Source organism: Ruegeria sp. CK3 (assembly GCF_056536565.1).
Window position 1 is genome coordinate 1 of the sequence record NZ_JBQFPV010000013.1, and the last position, 17,937, is coordinate 17,937.

Consider the following 17,937-nt stretch of genomic DNA (forward strand, 5'->3'; position numbering starts at 1 on the left):
GCTCCCCCATAATCCCCAACGGATACTGAACAGGCATCTCCCAGCCCGCAAAATCAACCATCTTGCCACCCAACTCAACATGAAGAGAGTAAAGTGGAGTGCGATTCGGTGCGTCGGTCATGGCAGATACCTTTTCGTATCGAGTGGTCGGAACGCATACCCGTAAGTTTGCCCCAAGCTGGATCTAATGCAACGATTCAGCCTTGGTGTTTCGGCCCAGAACCGCAGCCAAAGCGGGCATGTATACGAGCGCATGCATCGGCAATGTTCCTATAGGAAACTTTTTTCCGTTAGGCAACAGACGATATTCCCAGCGCTGGTAACTGGCACATTTGCGAAGCTGCACTTTTAACTCGGAGTTTGGCTATGGTCATGCAGACAATTGAGAATTTGCGTATTCGCCACAGCTCATTGCGGTTTTGGCTACAGCCTTTGAACGGCGTGATCCAGCACATGAAGCCCGGCGACCAGGTCACTTTCGGCGGTATCCTCGGCGAAATCGTGACTGATTCCGTTGATAGACGGCACAAACAGCATGGCAACCGGCATCAGGCGCGAGACGTTGGTAGCGTCATGAAGCGCGCCCGAGGGCATCCTGCGCCATTTACCGGGCGCGACCTGTTCGGCCCCATGCTCCAACGCTGCTCTCAGCGAGGGTTCCATGGCCACCGGCTCCAGCCCCAGCATCGGGCCGTAGCTCAGGCCCATGCCCATTTCTAGGGCGATCTCGGCGGCTGTGGCGCGAATGATCTCCTCCATCCTTGCCAAACGGTCGGCATCCCCGTCACGCCATTGCATCGAAAACCGCGCCCGCCCAGGCACAATGGACGAGGCGTTGGGGTGCAGATCTACATGCCCAATGGTCCAGACGGTTTGCGGCGTAACCACGTTTCGGAACCGGTCATTCAGACGGGTGTTGAACGCAGACAGAGCCTGAAACGCGTCGCGGCGTAGATGCATCGGCGTGGTTCCGGCGTGGTTCTGTTGACCGTCGAATTGAACCACCATATCGCGAATGCCGACGATGTCGGTTACAACGCCGATTTGCTCTTTCTGGGTATCAAGCGTCGGGCCTTGCTCGATATGCATCTCAATGAAGCCGGTGAAACGGGTGGGATCGACAAAGCCCTCGGCCAGATCGCCCATCGCACCCCGAGCCGTGGCGAAGGGTATGCCCGCGTGGTCGGTCAGCTTGTCCGCCTGATCCAAAGGCAGCCCGCCCGACCAGATAGCCGAGCCTGTGGTGACGCCAAACCGTCCCTCTTCATCCTGAAAGCTGACGACCGAGACAGGCTGATCACTGCTACGCGCAATCTCAAGCGCGGCGATCACGCCCAAAGCACCATCGAGCCAACCGCCCTCGGGTTGGCTGTCGCTATGTGACCCCATCAGCAAGGATGGCCCATCGGCCAAACCAAACAGGTTCCCGACCGGATCGAAACGCGGGGTCAGGCCCGCATCTGCCATCCGGTTCGCCAGCCATGTCCGGGCGGCAATGTCGGCCTCGGAATAGGCGGGACGGATGACGCCTTTGCCCACGCCCGAGGCACCGAATTCGCGCAGCTTGTGCAGATCGGCCAAAAAGCGGTTTTCGTTGATTGCCATGAACTCCCCCCAACGTGTTGCGCGGCCAACCATAGCGCCCGCGTGGCAACCTGCAATCACCCTTCAATTTTTGCCAAACCCCTCTGGCCCCGGCCCGGAACCTGCCCTAAGACTTGCCAGCAAGAGGGACCGCCATGTCACATATCACACTGGTTCGTCACGGTCAGGCCAACACGGCCGCGCGGGACGAGGTTAACTATGACAAGCTCAGCGATCTGGGCCACCAGCAGTCGCGCTGGCTGGGCGCGCATCTGCGCGACACGCGGGCACATTATCCGCGCGTCTATTGCGGCACGCTGACCCGACATGTTGAAACGGCCTCAAGCATGGGGCTGCCTGAGCCGGTTCGCGACGCACGCCTAAACGAGATCGAGTATTTCACCCTGGCGCAGCTGTTTCACGAACAGCACGGTGTGACGATCCCCACAGATCGCGAAGGGTTTGTTGACCACCTGCCCCGCACATTCGCCGCCTGGGCCGCTGGCAATATCCAGGACGCACCCGAAACCTTCGAACAATTTGAAACCCGCGTCAGTGACGCCCTGCATGAAATCGGAACCGAGGGTGGGCCGGCCATTGTTGTAACTTCGGGTGGGCTGATCTCGATGGTGGTGCGGCAGGCAATGGGTCTGGATATCCCGTCGATGGCGCGGGTGGCGCTTGCCATCATGAACACTTCGATGCACCGCCTCCACCCGATTGGAGCGCAGCTCAGCCCGGTTCTTTTCAACGCGACCCCGCATCTGGAAGCGCCAGACCGTCAGTTCGCCCAGACCCATCTGTAAGGAGGTCTCGATGCAGCTTTACTACGCTCCCCGCACCATCTCGGTCGCTGTCGCCATAGCGCTGGAGGAGGCCGGTCTGGACTATGAGGCGATCCGGCTGGACTTTGCCGATGGCGAACAGACCAAACCCGCCTACAAGCAGATCAACCCCAAGGGCCGGGTTCCGGCGCTGGCGGTGGATGGCGGTATTCTGACCGAAACCGGCGCGTTGCTGGACTATATCGCAACTATCGCCCCGCAGGCCGGGTTGGTCCCCGAAGACCCGGTCATGGCCGCGCGGATGCGCGAGGTGATGTACTATCTCGCCTCGACAATGCATGTGAACCATGCCCACAAGATGCGCGGGCACCGCTGGGCCGACAAGAAATCCAGCTGGAAGGATATGAAGGACAAGGTCGCGCAGACCATGACCGCGTCCTGTAGATACATCTCATCGAACGGGCTGCGCGGGCCGTTCGTTCTGGGTGAGTCCTTCTCGCTCGCCGATGCCTACCTCTACGTGGTCTGCAGTTGGCTGGAGGGCGACGGCGTAGACGTCTCGGCCTTCCCCAAAATTCTCGCCTTCCGCGAGGCGATGGAGGCTCGCCCTTCCGTTCAGGCGGCCCATGCCGCCGGAATGCTCTGACAAAAGGAATGACAATGACACATCTCTGGGTCCGGGCAGAACAGCGCCCGAACGAAGAACGGGTTGGCCTGACCCCCGAAGGCGCCGCCGCGCTGATCGCGGCAGGTATTCGTGTGACGGTCGAGGAAAGCTCTGTCCGTGCCATCCCGCTGGACGGCTACAAGGACGCGGGATGCGAGATCGCGGCTGAAAACAGCTGGCCCGAGGCCCCGCAGGACGCGATCATCTTCGGCCTGAAAGAGCTGCCCGAAGACGGCACCCCCCTGCCGCATCGACACATCATGTTCGGCCATGCCTACAAAGGCCAACATTCCGGCCGGGCGTTGTTGGAGCGGTTCAAGGCGGGCGGCGGCACGCTCTATGATCTGGAATATCTGGTGGACGAAGACGGCCGACGCGTCGCCGCCTTTGGCTATTGGGCTGGCTATGCCGGTGCCGCGGTCACGCTGAAAACATGGGCCGCGCAGCAACGGGGACAGGAATGCCCGCCCGTTGGCGTCTATGCCAACAAAGACGCCCTGAACGCCGATTTGCTGGCCGAGTTGGACGCCACCGGCGCTGACCGCCCCCGTGCCATCGTCATCGGCGCATTGGGCCGTGTTGGCACAGGTGCCGCAGATATGTGCGAAGCCATGGGTGTCAGCGTCACCAAATGGGACATGGCTGAAACCGCCAGCGGAGGACCATTCCCGGAAATCCTGGACCATGACCTGTTCCTGAACTGCATTTTCGCGCGCCCCGGCACGCCGGTCTTTGTCCCCCGTGAGGCGTTGACCGCGCCGCGTAAGTTGACCGCCATCGGCGACGTGGCCTGCGACCCGGACAGCGACTATAACCCGGTCCCGGTCTATGACCGTGCCACCACGTGGGAGGCCCCCGCCCTGCGCGTTGCGACCGACCCGGTGATGGACGTGATGGCCATCGACAACCTGCCCTCAATGCTGCCGGTCGAAAGCTCGCAAGACTATGCGGCGCAACTGCTGCCGTCTCTGCTGACGCTAACCGATCTGGACAGCGGCGTCTGGGGTCGGGCAGAAGCAACCTACAAAACTCATATCGAAGGACTCTGAGCGATGACGATTCACTGGTGTGGCACCGGCCTGTCGGCCATCCCCGGCCTGCGCCGCCTGATCGAAGGCGGGCACAAGGTTACCGTCTGGAACCGAACCGTTGAGAAGGCCAAGGCCGAGGTCGGTGACCTGACCGACGACATCCGTGCCTTCGACATCGACGCTCTGGGCGCGGTGCTGGAGAAAGGTGATGTGATCGTCTCGATGCTGCCGGGCGACTGGCACGTGCCGCTGGCGGAACTGGCGATCTCCAAGGAAGCGAACTTCGTCTCGTCGTCCTATATCGCGCCTGAAATGCGCGCGCTGGACGACAAAGCGCGTGAGGCTGGTGTGGCTTTGGTCAATGAGGTTGGTCTGGACCCGGGCATCGACCACCTGATGGCGCACGCGTTGGTCGATGACTATCGCGCATCGGACGCGTTCGACGCGCAGAACCACCTCAGCTTCATCTCCTATTGTGGCGGCATCCCCAAGAACCCGAACCCGTTCCGCTACAAGTTCAGCTGGTCGCCTTTGGGCGTCCTCAAGGCGCTTCGCTCACCGTCAAAATCGATCCGCGACTATGCCCCGCTGGACGTCGCCCGCCCTTGGGACGCGATCAGCAGCTATATCGCGCCACTGCCGACCCCGGAAAGCTTCGAGGTCTACCCAAACCGCGACTCGCTGCCTTTCATGGCCGAATACCAGTTCGAGGATCATTGGCCGGTCAAAGAGTTCGTCCGCGGCACCCTGCGCCTGAACGGCTGGACCGATGCCTGGGACGACGTGTTCACCGAAATCGAAACCCTCTCAGGGCCCGAAGGTGAAGCGCGTCTGAAAGAGATGTCGGACCAGTTCTGGGCCGATAACGCATATGACGAAGGCGAGCCCGACCGCGTGGTGCTTTGCGTTGGCCTGAAGGCCGAGAAAGACGGCGTTGAGGTTTGGCACAAAACCTACGTCATGGATGCCTGGGGCGATGAACGCGGCACCGCGATGGCTCGACTGGTGTCGATCCCGGTCTCACTGGCGGTTGAGGCCGTCCTGAACCGCGCCATCCCAGCTGGCGTTCACGCGGCACCCAGCGATCCGAAACTGGTGCAAGGCTGGATGGGTGAAATCGACACGCTCGCGCAGCATCTGCAAATCGTGGATCACCTGGGTTAACCAGCCGGCAAAAGAAAAAGGCCATCCCAGCATGTCTGGAATGGCCTTCAATCTCGTATTTTTTCCATCTCTTAGTCTGGCTTTCCTTACGACGCCCGAGCGTCAGATATATCGATTGATCGTGTCCTCGATATCGCTGCGGTTTATGCCCAACTCGGCCAACTGATTGTCGCTCAAGCCATCCAGATACTGCGCGGCACGCACAATTTCCGGACTTATGGCCTTGATACGCATGGCGCGATCAAACAACAGCAGAGCCGTAGCAGACGGCGTTGGCTGATATACGGGCGGGATGACATCAAACATATTCGTTACCTCACTCATTAAGAAAACAGCGTTTGCGAACGGTCGCGGACCCTGTTTCAATGTCGAAGCGGGGCACCGTTGAAAACGCTCGCGTAGGCGCGCTGTTTGATCTCGCTCCGATCAATCCCGATATCCGCGAGTTGGTGATCCGAAAGTCTTTCCAGATTGCGCACCGTGTTCGAGAAAATGCGTCTCCGAAAAAACTCGACCTTTGCGTCCGCGTAGTTCGAGAACAAACCGCCAAAGAGGCCAGTCCGGGCTTCTGCAGTATGTGTATGTGCCATTTCTTTTCCTCCTAAATTTGATTTTCAGTGCAGTACTGACATCAAATAAAGGGACGCTGCGTTAACCAAAAAGCAGCGTTCCATTAAAGTTTCTTTAGGAAGTTGGAGCGCGATGGCGCGCGCTATCCGGAACCTTCGGCTACATCAGATCGTTCTCGATATCCTCAGCCGATATGCCCAAGGCATCCAACCCGTTCTCAAGATGGTCCGACAGATGCGGTGTGCCGATCAGATAGTCGGCGCAGGGGGTTGAGGCCTCGGATTTGGCGGTGGCAATGGCCTCGGCAAGATCCTCGGCAAAAAAGCTTTCGCGCCCAACCCACATGATGGCGACCAGTTCGGCTTGCTCATCCTCGCTCATCCGGTCGACAAAGGCGCGCAATTCACCTTCGGCCCGTCCCAGCTCACGTCCCATCATGGCAACCTGAGCCACTTTCCTTGCCGAAATTTCCAACATGCCTTCAGCTCCTCTTGTTCGCGGTTTCGACACATCAGACCCCGACACGCGCCCTGAGTCTTTGATCTTACGCAAACAGAGGGGCAACTATCGCCGAACCCGCGATACGGGCTGATCCGGAACAGGCGCGGTGCGGAACGGACGAAACCGGGCTTTCTTAATCCACAGTTTGACCGCCTGCCACACGATCAGCGCAAAGGTGCGCCGTGCGCCAAACGGACGGCGCAACAACGACCACAGAATAGAGCGGTTGGTCAGCGGCTGGCGCGGACCCGTCAGCGTGGCGATCAGCCCGCCTCCTTCACGCCCATAATCGATCCACACCCCAACACGATCTGGGCGATAGTCGAAGCGGAAGGTGTATTTCCCCTCAATCTTCTGGAAGGGCGACACATGCATCAGCTTGTCCGCAACCACCCGGTCCGAAGGGTCGATGACCGCGAAACCCGGCTTGTGGCAAACATAGCTGTGGCGTGTCCCGTAAGTGTTTGTGACTTCGGCAACCACAGCGTAAAGCTGCCCATCCCCATCGAAACAGAACCAGAAACTGACCGGGTTGAAAACATGGCCCAGAACCCTCGGCTGCGTCAGCAACATGATCTGCGCAGGCTGGGGCACCTCCAGTTCCTCAAACCGGGCGCGCAGCCATGGGGCTCCGATCCCCTGCCCCGGTTCACCGCCGTGATCTGACTTGCGCCAATTGGTTATATTCACTCGGTCAACCGAAAAAAGAAGCGGCGTGGACAGATCGGCCTCGGGGTCCAGCAGGATGTAATCGACCGAATAGCGAAAGGCGTTTTCAATCGCCCCTTTGCGACCGTGATAGGTGTAACCTGCTATGTGGTCGATATTTTTCATTCCGCCGCGCGTCCTGCTTTGCCCGTAAATTGTTCGACTTGCGCCCTTTTCAGAAAAGAGACGTCATTTGAAATACGGAATCCACCCCGGTTTGGACTTTTTTTGTCGCATGAAAGTGATCCGCCTTGGTGCCCCCCGCGTAATCCGGTTATGTTTACCGAGATCAATACCGTGACCTTGGACGAACCTGCGGCTGAACAGGCCGCCCCTCAGCCTTGGCGCGCAAAGAAACGCATCAAGGGTAGACAGGTGAACGGAACGAACGGCAGTTGCGACACCAGGACCGAGTGGGTGGAACATGTCAGGCGCATCCGAGACGCGCAGGACCAGGCGGCTTTTGCCGAGCTGTTCCAGCATTTCGCGCCGCGTATCAAGGCGTTCCTGATGAAGTCAGGATCAGACGCTGCGCTGGCCGAAGAGTGCGCGCAAGAGGTGATGGCGACCTTGTGGCACAAGGCCCATCTGTTCGATCCGTCGCGGGCCACGGTGGCCACTTGGGTGTTCACCATCGCTCGGAACAAGCGCATTGACGTCCTGCGCAAGCAACGCCGTCCCGAACCCGAGGAACTGGGATGGGGCCCCGAGGCTGAGCCGGACCAGGACGATGTCCTTGCGCTGCAACAGGAAACCGCGCAGCTGCGTACCGCCATGCTGGCGTTGCCAGAGGCGCAGAGAGAACTGATCGAGAAGGCGTATTTCGGTGATTTGAGCCACCGAGAGATTGCGTCTCAGACCGGGTTGCCCCTGGGAACGATCAAATCACGTATTAGGTTGGCGCTGGACCGCTTGCGCCACGCGATGAACTGAGATGAGCAAGATGAGCCAGTCGATTAAACATCACCTGACAGATGAGCTGCTGATGGCCTATGCCGCCGGCTCTCTGCCCGAGGCGTTCGACCTGATGGTTGCAACCCATCTGTCGCTTTGCGACCACTGCCGTGCGCGCGCCGAAAGCTATGAGGCCGTGGGCGGACATGTTTTGGATGCACAACCCGATGCTGTCAGCATGAGCGACGCATCCCTTGCCGCAACGATGGCCCTGATCTCTCAAGGCGCACCGACCCCCAAGCCCGCCCGTCCGGGCTGCGCCATCCTACCGACCCCCCTGCAAGACTATGTCGGTGGGACAGTTGATGACATTCAGTGGAAACCGATCGGTATGGGCGTGAAGCAGGCGATCCTGCCGACCAGCAAAGAGGCCACCGCCCGCTTGCTGTTCATTCCCGCAGGTGTCGCCGTACCGGATCACAGTCACAACGGCACTGAACTGACGATGGTTCTCCAGGGCGCGTTTTCAGATGAGGTTGACCGCTTCGCACGCGGCGATGTCGAAATTGCAGATGAAGACCTGCATCACACGCCGACGGCGGACATCACCGAGGATTGCATCTGCTTGGCTGTCACGGACGCGCCGTTGAAGTTCAATAAGCTGATGCCGCGCCTTTTCCAGCCCTTCCTGCGGATCTGATCGTGTATAGTTCGGATCAGAACTTCCTCTGACAGGAGATATTTCATGAACCGAACAAGCTTGATCGCGCTTGGCATTGCGTGCTTTGCCACGATTGCGTCTGCTCAGATGGAGGCCGACGTTAAGTTCGAGCCAGGCAATTTTGGCACCATGGTCAACGGTACCGTGACCGGAGATGAGTTTTTTGACTACTCGCTCGGCGCGAAAGCCGGGCAAGAGATGTTTGCCGACCTCAAGGTCAGCGACACCAACGGCGATGGTGTGGTCTATTTCAACATCCTGCCCCCCGGCAGCGATGGCGTCGCGATCTATAACGGTTCGATCGACGGCAACACCGCCCGGATCGATCTGCCCGAGGACGGGGACTATACGATCCGTGTCTATCTAATGGGAAATGATCGGGATACGGGCAAAACCGTGGGTTACAATCTGGACCTGTCGATCCAGTAAGTTGCTACTTGGCCTCTTTGTGGTCTTTTGCGCTTTCAGACCGAATGGGAACCCCCAACAGCTCTAATGCGCCGCTGCGGCCTTTGACTTCGATCGGGGGGATGCTGACCAGCCCGTCCAACAGGCCCGGCCCTCCGGCCGCTGTCACAAGGTCGTTCGAGGCGATCAGGTCCATTTGCAGATCGCGGGTCAGGCTTTCAAGTCGTGCGGCTATGTTCACCGCGTCTCCGAACACCGAAAACTCCAGCCTGTCCTGATCGCCTATCACGCCGAGAAACACCTCACCCCAATGCAAGCCGATTCCGGCGCCAAGGGATGGGAGGCCCGCCGCTTTACGCTCGGCGGTCCAGCGGGCCATTTCGTCCAACAGTCCTGCGCCGCAGTTCAGACACCGTTTTGCGGCCTGTTCTCCGTCAAACACGATCATGACCGCGTCTCCGATGAACTTGTCGATGATCCCATTATCCCGACGCACGACGGTTGAGACCCGACGCCTGTAGTCTGAGACCAGCTCAGAGACCTCATCCGGTTCAAGCTGTTGCGACAGTGTCGTGAATCCGCGTAGATCGATGAAAATCAAACCGGCCTTCTGGCGGCGTCCGTTTTTCAAAGCCGCCAATCCGCTGTCGCCGAGGTCCTGAACGACCTGCGAGGGCAGGTAACGCGTCAGGTTTGCGCGACGCTGCGCCTCAGTTATGGATTGGAACAGCAACTTGTGAACCCGCCTTGCGGCGACGATCAGAACCACCCCGGCCAGGGCGATCATGAAGACACGGATCAGGTTGGGAGGGGGTGCCAGAAACAGCCAGATAGGACTGTCTGTGTGACCCTTCGCGGATCCTGCATCTATCCCGATCAGGAACAGAAACCCAAGCGACAGCAAGACAACCTGCATCAACATGACCTTGGGGTTGCCGCGCAATACTCCGAAAGCCAGAACCACAGGGGCCAGCCAGACGGCGGGCAAAACGAAGACCTCGTCCCCGACAAGGCCGGTATTGAGCAAGCCCAACCAAACCGAGACAATCAGGAACACAGAATCCGCGCCCGACACAGGCCAGGCCATCCAACCCGAAAAGCGCCCCCTGCGGGCCGCTGTCCATGTCACGAAGCCAAGCAGGAAATAGGCAAAGAGGGTTCCGAATGCGAACGCCCATTGGCGCTCCAGAACCGAGTGCCCGCTGTTCGAAACCGGTTGGATCGTGACGAGGAAAAAGACGCCAAGGCCCGCCGCAACACCCATTCGCAACAGGCCAACGATCTGCTCCGCGTCCTGCTCGGCCGTTCTCAGCAGTTGGTCAATTTCGGGCGGGTGCGCCGCATTTTTCATTCTGCAACCTGTCTGTCAGGATGCGCACTCAGCCCTCGTGCCGCGTTAAAGGGACGACCTCCGAGGGGCCCTCTGGCGCCAGTTCCTCAAAATCAAAGTTATCAAGCCGTTGCGCCCTGCGGCCAGCTTTTTCCGCACTGATCTTGATGTCCGAGATGTCCTTGGCCGCCTGCCCGAAATGGCGATCCAAATTGGCAACGCGGTCGCCCAGACGCTCGACATCCTTGTGCAGCATCCCAAGTTCTTTGCGGATGGCGCCTGCTTGTTCTCGCATCCGCGCGTCCTTGAGGATCGCGCGCATCGTATTCAGCGTCGCCATGCAGGTGGTCGGCGACACGATCCAAACACGTTTGGTGAAACTCTCCTGCACCAATTCGGGGAACTTGGCGTGCAACTCGGCATAGACCGCCTCGGACGGCAAAAACATCAGCGCGCCATCGGCGGTCTCACCGTCCAGAATGTATTTCTCAGCGATATCGTTGATATGTTTGCGCACCGTGCCGCGGAACATCTGAACCGCCGCCTTTAGTTCGGCGTCATTGGTCGAGCCAATCAGCGCTTCATAGGCCTCCAACGGGAATTTGCTGTCGATCACAATCGGCCCCGGTGGGTTCGGAAGATGGATCAGACAATCCGCCCGGCGTCCGTTCGAGAGCGTCGCCTGCAACTGGAAACTGTCATGCGGCAGCGCTTTGGAGACGATGTCGTTCAGCTGAATCTCACCAAACGCGCCCCTGGTCTGTTTGTTCGACAGAATATCCTGTAGCGACAACACATCGCCGGACAGCTTGGTGATGTTGTCCTGCGCTTTGTCGATGGCGGCCAACCGCTCCTGCAGCTGAGTCAGCGAGGTCGCGGTCTGCTTAGAGGACCCGTGCAGAGATTCCTTCATCCGCTCCTGCATCTCAGCCAGCGCGCGGGCTGATTTCATGGCATTGTCGGCCAGCCGGTCATTCATCTGCTGCTGTACCGAGGACAAGCGGGATTCGACCGTTTGGATCACCTGCACCTGCGCATTGGCCTGCGTGTCCGAGACATGCTGCAACCCGCCGCGCAATTGCTCCTGCCCCTGCCCCAAGGCCTGCACATGTTGCCCCAGATGTGCCATCTGACGCGCCAGAGGTTCTGCCATCCGCGCGGAACGCTGGGACGCCCGCAGCGACAGGAATAGCAACAAAAGGATCAGCGCCAGAACGCCACCCGTAACGAGGATTACCGGGTCATTCAGCGCATATTGGGTGCCTGCAATCTCAATCATATGAACCTGTATGTTCTCGCTTTGTTTCCATCTTCTTAAACGCTTCGCGATACCGGATCAACTGCGCCCGAATAGACGCTCGATATCGCTGAGTTTCAGTTCAACATAAGTGGGTCGCCCGTGGTTGCATTGGCCGGAATGCGGGGTGGCCTCCATCTCGCGCAGCAGGGCGTTCATTTCCTCGGCCCGCATCCGGCGGCCAGAGCGGATCGAACCATGGCAGGCAACGCGGCTGAGGATCGCCTCAATCCGCGCTTGCACCATCTGGCTGTCGCCCTGATCGGCAAGTTCATCAAGGATATCCAGGATCATCGCACGGGCGTCGACCTCACCCAAAATGGCAGGGGTTTCGCGCACGGCAATGGCACCGCCGCCAAAAGGCTCCAGCGTCAGGCCAAGGCGTGAGAGGTCATCGGCCACTGCCATCAGCCGCGCGCAATCGCCTTCGGACAGTTCGACGATCTCGGGGATCAGCAAAGCCTGCGCGGCGACACCGTTCTCGGCCATTTGCGTTTTGAGTTTTTCATAAACCAACCGCTCATGCGCGGCGTGCTGGTCGACGATGACCATTCCGTCGGCGGTTTGCGCGATAATGTAATTTTCATGCACCTGCCCACGAGCGGCCCCCAACGGCATGTCCTGCGGCGCGGCTTCTTCAGCGGTCACCGGGGTCACAACCGGCGTCGGCTCAACGATGCTGCCGCTATAGTCCCTAGCCAGTTCGGCGAAACCGGGGGATTTCGCCCGATACGCTGCTTGCCGAACCGCTTGCGACGGGCGGTCCATCTGGTAAACCCGCGCAGGGATGGGCTGAGGCGCCTCGGGCCGCATCGCGCCCAAAGTCGCGTTGGCAACGGTCGAGGACGCCCGATGCCCGGCCTCGGCCAGCGCGTGGCGCAGGGCGGATACGATCAAACCACGCGCGACGCCGGGATCGCGGAACCGAACCTCTGACTTGGCGGGATGCACGTTCACGTCCACCAGCGTCGGATCGCAGTCGATGAAAAGCGCCGCAGCAGGGTGGCGGTCACGGCTGAGAAAGTCGAAGTATGCGGCCCGAAGCGCGCCCGTGAGCATCTTGTCACGGACCGGACGGCCATTGACGAACAGGTATTGCGCGACAGCAGCCCCGCGCGAATAGGTCGGAAGGGCAGCATAACCGCACAACCGGATGCCTTCGCGGGTCGCATCGATCTGCAGGGCGTTTTCGGCGAACTCGCGCCCGATCACGTGGGCCAGACGGGCGTGAAGGGCATCAAAAAGATCGCCATTCTCGCGGTCGGCGCGGAAGGTCACGCGGCCCTCACCTCCGCCCGAGCTGTCGCGCAAGGTGAACGTGACGGAAGGCTCAGCCATGGCGAGGCGTTTGACCGTATCGCCAATAGCCTGCGCCTCGGCCCGATCGGTGCGCATGAACTTGAGCCGTGCCGGCGTGGCGAAAAACAGATCGCGCAGCTCGACCACTGTGCCTGCACGAAGGGCGGCGGGCTTCACCGCCTCCATCTTGCCGCCCGAAACCGCAATCGACGCCGCATTCGCCCCCGGAACGCGGCTGGTGATCGACAAACGACCTACCGCGCCGAGCGAGGGCAAAGCTTCACCCCGAAAGCCGAAGGTGTGAATGTTCAAAAGGTCGGACCCGTCGATTTTCGAGGTCGCATGACGCGACAAGGCCAGCGGCAGATCCTCGGGCGCGATACCACAGCCATCATCGGTGACACGAATCAAGGTCTTGCCCCCGTCCGCGATATCTATGGCAATACGGGTGGCTCCGGCGTCGATGGCATTCTCGACCAGTTCCTTGACGGCCGAGGCCGGACGTTCGACCACTTCACCGGCGGCGATGCGGTTGATCGCAGCATCGTCGAGCTGCCGGATAACGGGTCGTGTTTCGCTGATATTGGGGGTCGTCTGCGCCATACCACCAGACCTAGCACATCACGGCCCGATTCTGCCACCGGATTGAACCGTAATATCGGCCGATCTTTCAGATCAAGAAGGGAGGGGGGCCGGACAGCGTTCGGGGGCTGGCTGTGCCGCCCTCACCGAACCCTGCCCGGACTTACCGAAGTGAGTGGTAGGTTTTAGCCGGTAATGCAAATGACCTAACACGCAATTAGTTAAATTGCTTATTAAGAGTCATCTTTATTTACTCTGGGCAAAGTTCAGCCGATGACCTGCGGGAACCAGTGGCAGGAAAGTGCCGCTTCACGCAGGTGTGTGCGCACCCACTCGGGTGCGGCACGGGCCGAAAATGGCGGTCAGGACGAGAATCACGCCGGACATGGTGGCGATCATCCCTGCCGCGCTGACGGCGTCCGCCGCGCCCAGCCAAAGCGGGCCATACCCGGCCAGCACATATCCCGAAACAGCTGAGAGGATGGCGAAACCCACGCTCCAGGCGATTTGCGTCTCCAGCCGGTTGGTCATCATGCGCGCCGCAGCAGGGGGGCAGATGAACATGGCAATCACGATGATCGAGCCGACGGCATCAAAGGCGGCAACAGCAGCGATCGCGGCGACGATGACCAACGCCAGCCCTAGCGCGCCCGTGCGGATGCCTATGGTACGCGCGAACCCCTCATCGAAGGTCGAGATTTTCAGCGGCCGCCAGAAGAGCCATGTGAACAGCAGAACACCCAGCATCGTCACTGCAATCCGAAGCAGTTCCGGCGGCAGCCCGGCCAAGGCCTGCAAGTCCCAAAGCGAGGACCAGCCCGTCGCATCCAGCCAGATCAGGCTTTCCAGATTTCCATAAAGCGCATGTTCCACATCCAGATGTACGGTTGAGGTATCCGTCTGCTCCAACAGCAGCACACCTGCCGCAAACATCGTGGTAAAGACCACACCCATCGCCGCACCCGGCTCGATTTGACCCAGCCTCCGGATCGCCTCGATCAGAACAACGGCAACGATCGCCGCTCCCGCCGCGCCCAGCATCATGGGCCAGGTGGAGATCGCTCCGGTCAGCAGAAAGGCCACAACGATGCCGGGCAGGACCACATGGCTGATCGCATCCCCGATCAGCGCCTGTTTGCGCAGCACGAGGAAATTGCCGGGCAAGGCGCAGGCTATCGCCGCGAAGGTGCCGATCAGCAGTGGCGTCAGCGACAGGGGAACGAATTCTTCACCGCTCATGTCGGAACCCCCTGTGGTCCGCCGATGCGATTGTCTATTTCCGCGATCTGATCCTTGGTCAGTACGGTTTCGATGTCACGCAGGCCATCGTATAGCGCGGCAGTCGCCTCATGCGCCTGATCCGCGCGCACGACCTCCCACCGCTTTTCATCGCGCAACGCTTTTGCAGCGCGAGCTTTGCCAGCCTCGGTCGCCACGCCATCGGCGCGCACAAGATCAGCGTGGCGCAACAGGCGCAGGGTTAGAGGTTCGTAGATCTTCTGGCCTTGTGCCAAAGCCAACAGCCCTTGCCGGATATGCACCCGACGTTGGAACCTCAGATGGCGCAGAACGGCGGCCAGAATCCCGCGGACCGGGGCGAGGAACAGGGACAGGACGAAGAAGGCGAAGCTGACCAGAACGATGATAGGCCCAGTCGGCAGATTCGGCGCAGTGGCCGACAAGGCGGCGCCGATATAGCCCGCCAAACCACCCGCGAGACCGGCCAGCAAGACGACGCGATCCGACCGCTCGGACCAGAACCGCGCGGTGACTGGAGGGATGATCAGCAAAGCCACGATCAGGATCAGACCAACGATCTTCAGGCCCACCACAGTGACCGCCATCACCAGACCCATCATGGCAAGGTCAATGCGATGCACGGGCAAGCCCCGGGCGGCGGCATATTCGGGGTCAAACGCCACCAAAGTCATCGGGCGGCGCAGGATCATCACAAGCACCAGAGTCGCCGCACCTCCGATCGCGATGATCAAGGCATCCGCCCACAGCATCCCGGCGGTTGATCCGAGAAGGAAGCCCTCCAACCCCGCTTGCCGACCAACGCCCATAGTCTGAATGACGGTCAACAGGACGATGCCGAAGCCGAAGAACACCGACAGAACCGCGCCGATGGCTGCATCCTCGGCCAGTCGGGTGTGGCGGGTTAGCCAGTTCAGGCAGAGCAGACCAACCCAAGCAGACACCGCCGATCCGGCCAGCAGACCCAGCAGGTTGCGCCCGTCCCCACCCAAAGCCACAAGCAGCATGAAGGCCAGACAGACCCCCGGCAGGGTCGCATGGCTGATCGCGTCACTGACCAGCGCGCGTTTGCGCAAAAACAGAAAGGTGCCGGTCACTCCGGCCGAGACTCCCAGCAAACTCGCACCAATAGCAACCAGCGTGGCGTTGTAACCAAGCTGCAGGCTGAGCGCATCCCAGAGCATTCCCTACCCCAGCGCGCGCGAAATCTGGTCGATTTGCGCGGTGGCCAAGCGGCCTCCGTATGCGGATTGCAGGGTTTCGGCGGTAAAGGCCTGCGCCACCGAGCCTTCGGCGATCTTGCGCGTGTTGATCAAGAAGACATGATCGAAATAATCCGAGACCGTGGCCAGGTCGTGATGTACTACCACGACGGTCTTGCCCGCCTCTTTGAGCGATTTCAGCACTGCGATGATGGCTTTTTCGGTGGCCGCATCGACACCAGCGAAGGGCTCGTCCAACAGATACAGATCGGCGTCCTGCGCCAAGGCACGTGCCAGAAACACGCGTTGTTGCTGGCCTCCGGACAGCTGGCCGATCTGACGATCCGCAAAGTCGCGCATGCCAACGCGGTTCAGGCAATCCATCGCCGCTGCCTTGTGCCGCGCGCGAACGCGACCCAACAGCCCCAGTTGACGCGACAGGCCCATGAGAACCACATCAATCACGCGGGTCGGAAAATCCCAATCGACACTGGCCCGCTGCGGGACATAGGCAATCCGGGCACGTTGTTCCTCGAGCGGTTGACCGAACACAGTGACCTGCCCGGACAAGGGTGTCACAATGCCAAGCGCCGCCTTTAGGAGCGTCGATTTCCCTGCCCCGTTCGGGCCGATAATCGCGGTCATCGCTCCCGGCTGAACCGTCATATCTACAGAGAATACAGCAGGCTTCTGACCGTATGAGACTGTCAGACCACGCACAGCCAGCGGGCTGGCCTCAATCCCTTGGTCTTCGACGGAAACACCCTGAACCGCTGCAAGCTCTAGCATCACTCAAAACCCCGCAGACAGTTTGCCGTTCAGACCCTGATCGGGAACATCCGCCCCCAAGGTCCCTGCGATCACGGTGATATTGTGATCCAGCATGCCGACATAGGTGCCCTCATAGGTACCTGGCTCGCCCATGGCATCGGAATACAGCTCCCCACCGACCGAGACTTTGTGCCCCTTGGCCGCAGCCCCTTCGATCAGCGCGCGCATCGAGCGATCCGAGACCGAGCTTTCGACGAACACGGCGGTCAACTGGCGGTCGACCAGAGTGTTGACCAATTCTCCGATCCGGTTCAGACCGGCCTCGGACTGGGTCGAGATGCCCTGAACGCCCATCACCTCATAGCCATAGGCCGCACCGAAATAGCCGAAGGCGTCATGGGCGGTCAGTAGAACGCGGCTGTCCTCGGGCACTGCCGTCAGGGCCTGTTCTGCATAGGCTGACAAGGCGTCCAGCTCGGCCAAATGCGCCTGTGCGTTTGCAGCAAAAATCTCGGCAGCCTCGGGGCGGGCCTCGGATAGCGTCTCTTGGACCTTGGTGACCACATCGGCCCACAGGGTTGGGCTCATCCAGATATGCGGGTCATATTTGTCGGCATAGTCATCATGCGCGCGCAGCTTTGATTTATCGACGCTTTCGGCCACGGCAACCACGGTTTGCTTGCGGCTGAGGTCTTCAAAGAAATCCTCCATTTGCGCCTCAAGGTAGAGACCGTGCCACAGCACCAGATCCGCTCGCGTCATGGCGACGATATCGCTGCGGGTTTGACGGTAGGCATGCGGATCAACGCCGGGACCCATGAGGCCCTTTACCTCAACCTGATCGCCGCCGACCTGTCGCACGGCGTCGGCAATCATGCCGGTCGTCGCCACGACCTTCAGCGGAGCCTGCGCCCATGCAGCAAGCGGCATGGCAGCGGCGATAGCGAGAGCAGCAAGGAAACTGCGACGAATCATGGTTGATCTCCGGAACTCGGACCCTGTTGCGATTAAATATGAGAACGACTCGCAACTAAGTCAATGCTATTGCGAATTAGTCGCAACAAAATCCCAGTTTATTTGTCCAAATGGTCAAAAAAATACCGCAGGGCCGCTCTGCTGCCTTCCATTTACTGCCAAGCCGTGCGATTTTGGCGCAAACCTCCCAA

Annotated in this window: 19 protein-coding genes and 1 pseudogene; 7 read left to right on the forward strand and 13 right to left on the reverse strand. The window is 60.1% G+C overall.

Features of this window, described 5'->3' with window-relative positions; translation table 11 throughout:
- Both gcvT and ACR0C3_RS19285 read right to left on the reverse strand, forming a co-directional pair.
- A pseudogene (gcvT, locus tag ACR0C3_RS19280) lies at positions 1-121 on the reverse strand (glycine cleavage system aminomethyltransferase GcvT); the annotation flags it as partial.
- A 302-nt stretch (positions 122-423) separates the two neighbouring features.
- Positions 424-1,605, reverse strand: a complete 1,182-nt coding sequence (locus tag ACR0C3_RS19285; protein ID WP_480760016.1) for a Zn-dependent hydrolase — start codon at positions 1,603-1,605, stop codon at positions 424-426.
- 134 nt (positions 1,606-1,739) lie between these two features.
- Between ACR0C3_RS19285 and ACR0C3_RS19290 the strand changes: the two genes are divergently transcribed.
- The 4 genes from ACR0C3_RS19290 to ACR0C3_RS19305 are packed head-to-tail and all read left to right on the forward strand — an operon-like array spanning position 1,740 to position 5,231.
- Positions 1,740-2,390 carry a histidine phosphatase family protein gene (locus ACR0C3_RS19290; RefSeq protein ID WP_480760017.1) on the forward strand — a complete coding sequence of 217 codons (651 nt, stop codon included), beginning with the start codon at positions 1,740-1,742 and terminating at the stop codon, positions 2,388-2,390.
- Between the two features lie 10 nt (positions 2,391-2,400).
- On the forward strand, positions 2,401-3,015 hold the full coding sequence (locus tag ACR0C3_RS19295; protein WP_480760019.1) for a glutathione S-transferase family protein: 615 nt from the start codon (positions 2,401-2,403) through the stop codon (positions 3,013-3,015).
- A 14-nt stretch (positions 3,016-3,029) separates the two neighbouring features.
- Complete coding sequence (locus tag ACR0C3_RS19300; RefSeq protein ID WP_480760020.1) at positions 3,030-4,085, forward strand: saccharopine dehydrogenase; 1,056 nt, start codon at positions 3,030-3,032, stop codon at positions 4,083-4,085.
- A 3-nt stretch (positions 4,086-4,088) separates the two neighbouring features.
- Positions 4,089-5,231: a saccharopine dehydrogenase family protein gene (locus ACR0C3_RS19305; protein ID WP_480760021.1), complete on the forward strand. Its 1,143-nt coding sequence runs from the start codon at positions 4,089-4,091 to the stop codon at positions 5,229-5,231.
- Positions 5,232-5,333: 102 nt separating this feature from the next.
- Here the strand turns inward: ACR0C3_RS19305 and ACR0C3_RS19310 are convergent, their stop codons facing one another.
- The 4 genes from ACR0C3_RS19310 to ACR0C3_RS19325 all read right to left on the reverse strand — a co-directional run bounded on the left by ACR0C3_RS19310 (position 5,334) and on the right by ACR0C3_RS19325 (position 7,136).
- Positions 5,334-5,537: a DUF1127 domain-containing protein gene (locus ACR0C3_RS19310; RefSeq protein WP_170473219.1), complete on the reverse strand. Its 204-nt coding sequence runs from the start codon at positions 5,535-5,537 to the stop codon at positions 5,334-5,336.
- A gap of 56 nt (positions 5,538-5,593) precedes the next feature.
- On the reverse strand, positions 5,594-5,821 hold the full coding sequence (locus ACR0C3_RS19315; protein ID WP_480760022.1) for a DUF1127 domain-containing protein: 228 nt from the start codon (positions 5,819-5,821) through the stop codon (positions 5,594-5,596).
- A 139-nt stretch (positions 5,822-5,960) separates the two neighbouring features.
- The gene (locus ACR0C3_RS19320) at positions 5,961-6,278 is read right to left on the reverse strand and encodes a DUF3775 domain-containing protein (RefSeq protein ID WP_170661996.1); all 318 of its coding nucleotides are present in this window, start codon (positions 6,276-6,278) and stop codon (positions 5,961-5,963) included.
- Between the two features lie 87 nt (positions 6,279-6,365).
- Positions 6,366-7,136 carry a DUF1365 domain-containing protein gene (locus ACR0C3_RS19325; RefSeq protein ID WP_480760024.1) on the reverse strand — a complete coding sequence of 257 codons (771 nt, stop codon included), beginning with the start codon at positions 7,134-7,136 and terminating at the stop codon, positions 6,366-6,368.
- 291 nt (positions 7,137-7,427) lie between these two features.
- Between ACR0C3_RS19325 and ACR0C3_RS19330 the strand changes: the two genes are divergently transcribed.
- Genes ACR0C3_RS19330 through ACR0C3_RS19340 form a run of 3 tightly spaced genes read left to right on the forward strand, consistent with a single transcriptional unit; the run spans position 7,428 to position 9,054 of the window.
- The gene (locus ACR0C3_RS19330; RefSeq protein WP_425084919.1) at positions 7,428-7,943 is read left to right on the forward strand and encodes a sigma-70 family RNA polymerase sigma factor; all 516 of its coding nucleotides are present in this window, start codon (positions 7,428-7,430) and stop codon (positions 7,941-7,943) included.
- A gap of 10 nt (positions 7,944-7,953) precedes the next feature.
- Positions 7,954-8,604, forward strand: a complete 651-nt coding sequence (locus ACR0C3_RS19335; RefSeq protein ID WP_170721875.1) for a ChrR family anti-sigma-E factor — start codon at positions 7,954-7,956, stop codon at positions 8,602-8,604.
- Between the two features lie 45 nt (positions 8,605-8,649).
- On the forward strand, positions 8,650-9,054 hold the full coding sequence (locus ACR0C3_RS19340) for a hypothetical protein (RefSeq protein ID WP_480760025.1): 405 nt from the start codon (positions 8,650-8,652) through the stop codon (positions 9,052-9,054).
- A 4-nt stretch (positions 9,055-9,058) separates the two neighbouring features.
- Here ACR0C3_RS19340 and ACR0C3_RS19345 read toward each other — a convergent pair whose 3' ends face one another.
- The 7 genes from ACR0C3_RS19345 to ACR0C3_RS19375 form a co-directional block, all read right to left on the reverse strand.
- Positions 9,059-10,384: an adenylate/guanylate cyclase domain-containing protein gene (locus tag ACR0C3_RS19345; RefSeq protein ID WP_480760027.1), complete on the reverse strand. Its 1,326-nt coding sequence runs from the start codon at positions 10,382-10,384 to the stop codon at positions 9,059-9,061.
- Positions 10,385-10,412: 28 nt separating this feature from the next.
- Entirely contained in the window at positions 10,413-11,642 is a 1,230-nt protein-coding gene (locus ACR0C3_RS19350) for a DNA recombination protein RmuC (protein ID WP_170473196.1), read from the reverse strand.
- A gap of 57 nt (positions 11,643-11,699) precedes the next feature.
- Positions 11,700-13,562, reverse strand: coding sequence for a DNA mismatch repair endonuclease MutL (mutL, locus tag ACR0C3_RS19355; protein WP_480760029.1), 1,863 nt, complete (start codon positions 13,560-13,562; stop codon positions 11,700-11,702).
- Positions 13,563-13,850: 288 nt separating this feature from the next.
- On the reverse strand, positions 13,851-14,780 hold the full coding sequence (locus tag ACR0C3_RS19360) for a metal ABC transporter permease (protein WP_480526700.1): 930 nt from the start codon (positions 14,778-14,780) through the stop codon (positions 13,851-13,853).
- Complete coding sequence (locus ACR0C3_RS19365; RefSeq protein WP_170679362.1) at positions 14,777-15,982, reverse strand: metal ABC transporter permease; 1,206 nt, start codon at positions 15,980-15,982, stop codon at positions 14,777-14,779. The genes ACR0C3_RS19360 and ACR0C3_RS19365 overlap by 4 nt, the downstream gene beginning before the upstream one ends.
- Before the next feature lie 3 nt (positions 15,983-15,985).
- Positions 15,986-16,789 (reverse strand): metal ABC transporter ATP-binding protein, encoded by an 804-nt coding sequence (locus tag ACR0C3_RS19370; RefSeq protein ID WP_170459709.1) that lies wholly within the window; start codon positions 16,787-16,789, stop codon positions 15,986-15,988.
- A 3-nt stretch (positions 16,790-16,792) separates the two neighbouring features.
- Positions 16,793-17,746 (reverse strand): metal ABC transporter solute-binding protein, Zn/Mn family, encoded by a 954-nt coding sequence (locus ACR0C3_RS19375; protein WP_480760031.1) that lies wholly within the window; start codon positions 17,744-17,746, stop codon positions 16,793-16,795.
- Positions 17,747-17,937: the final 191 nt, after the last annotated feature.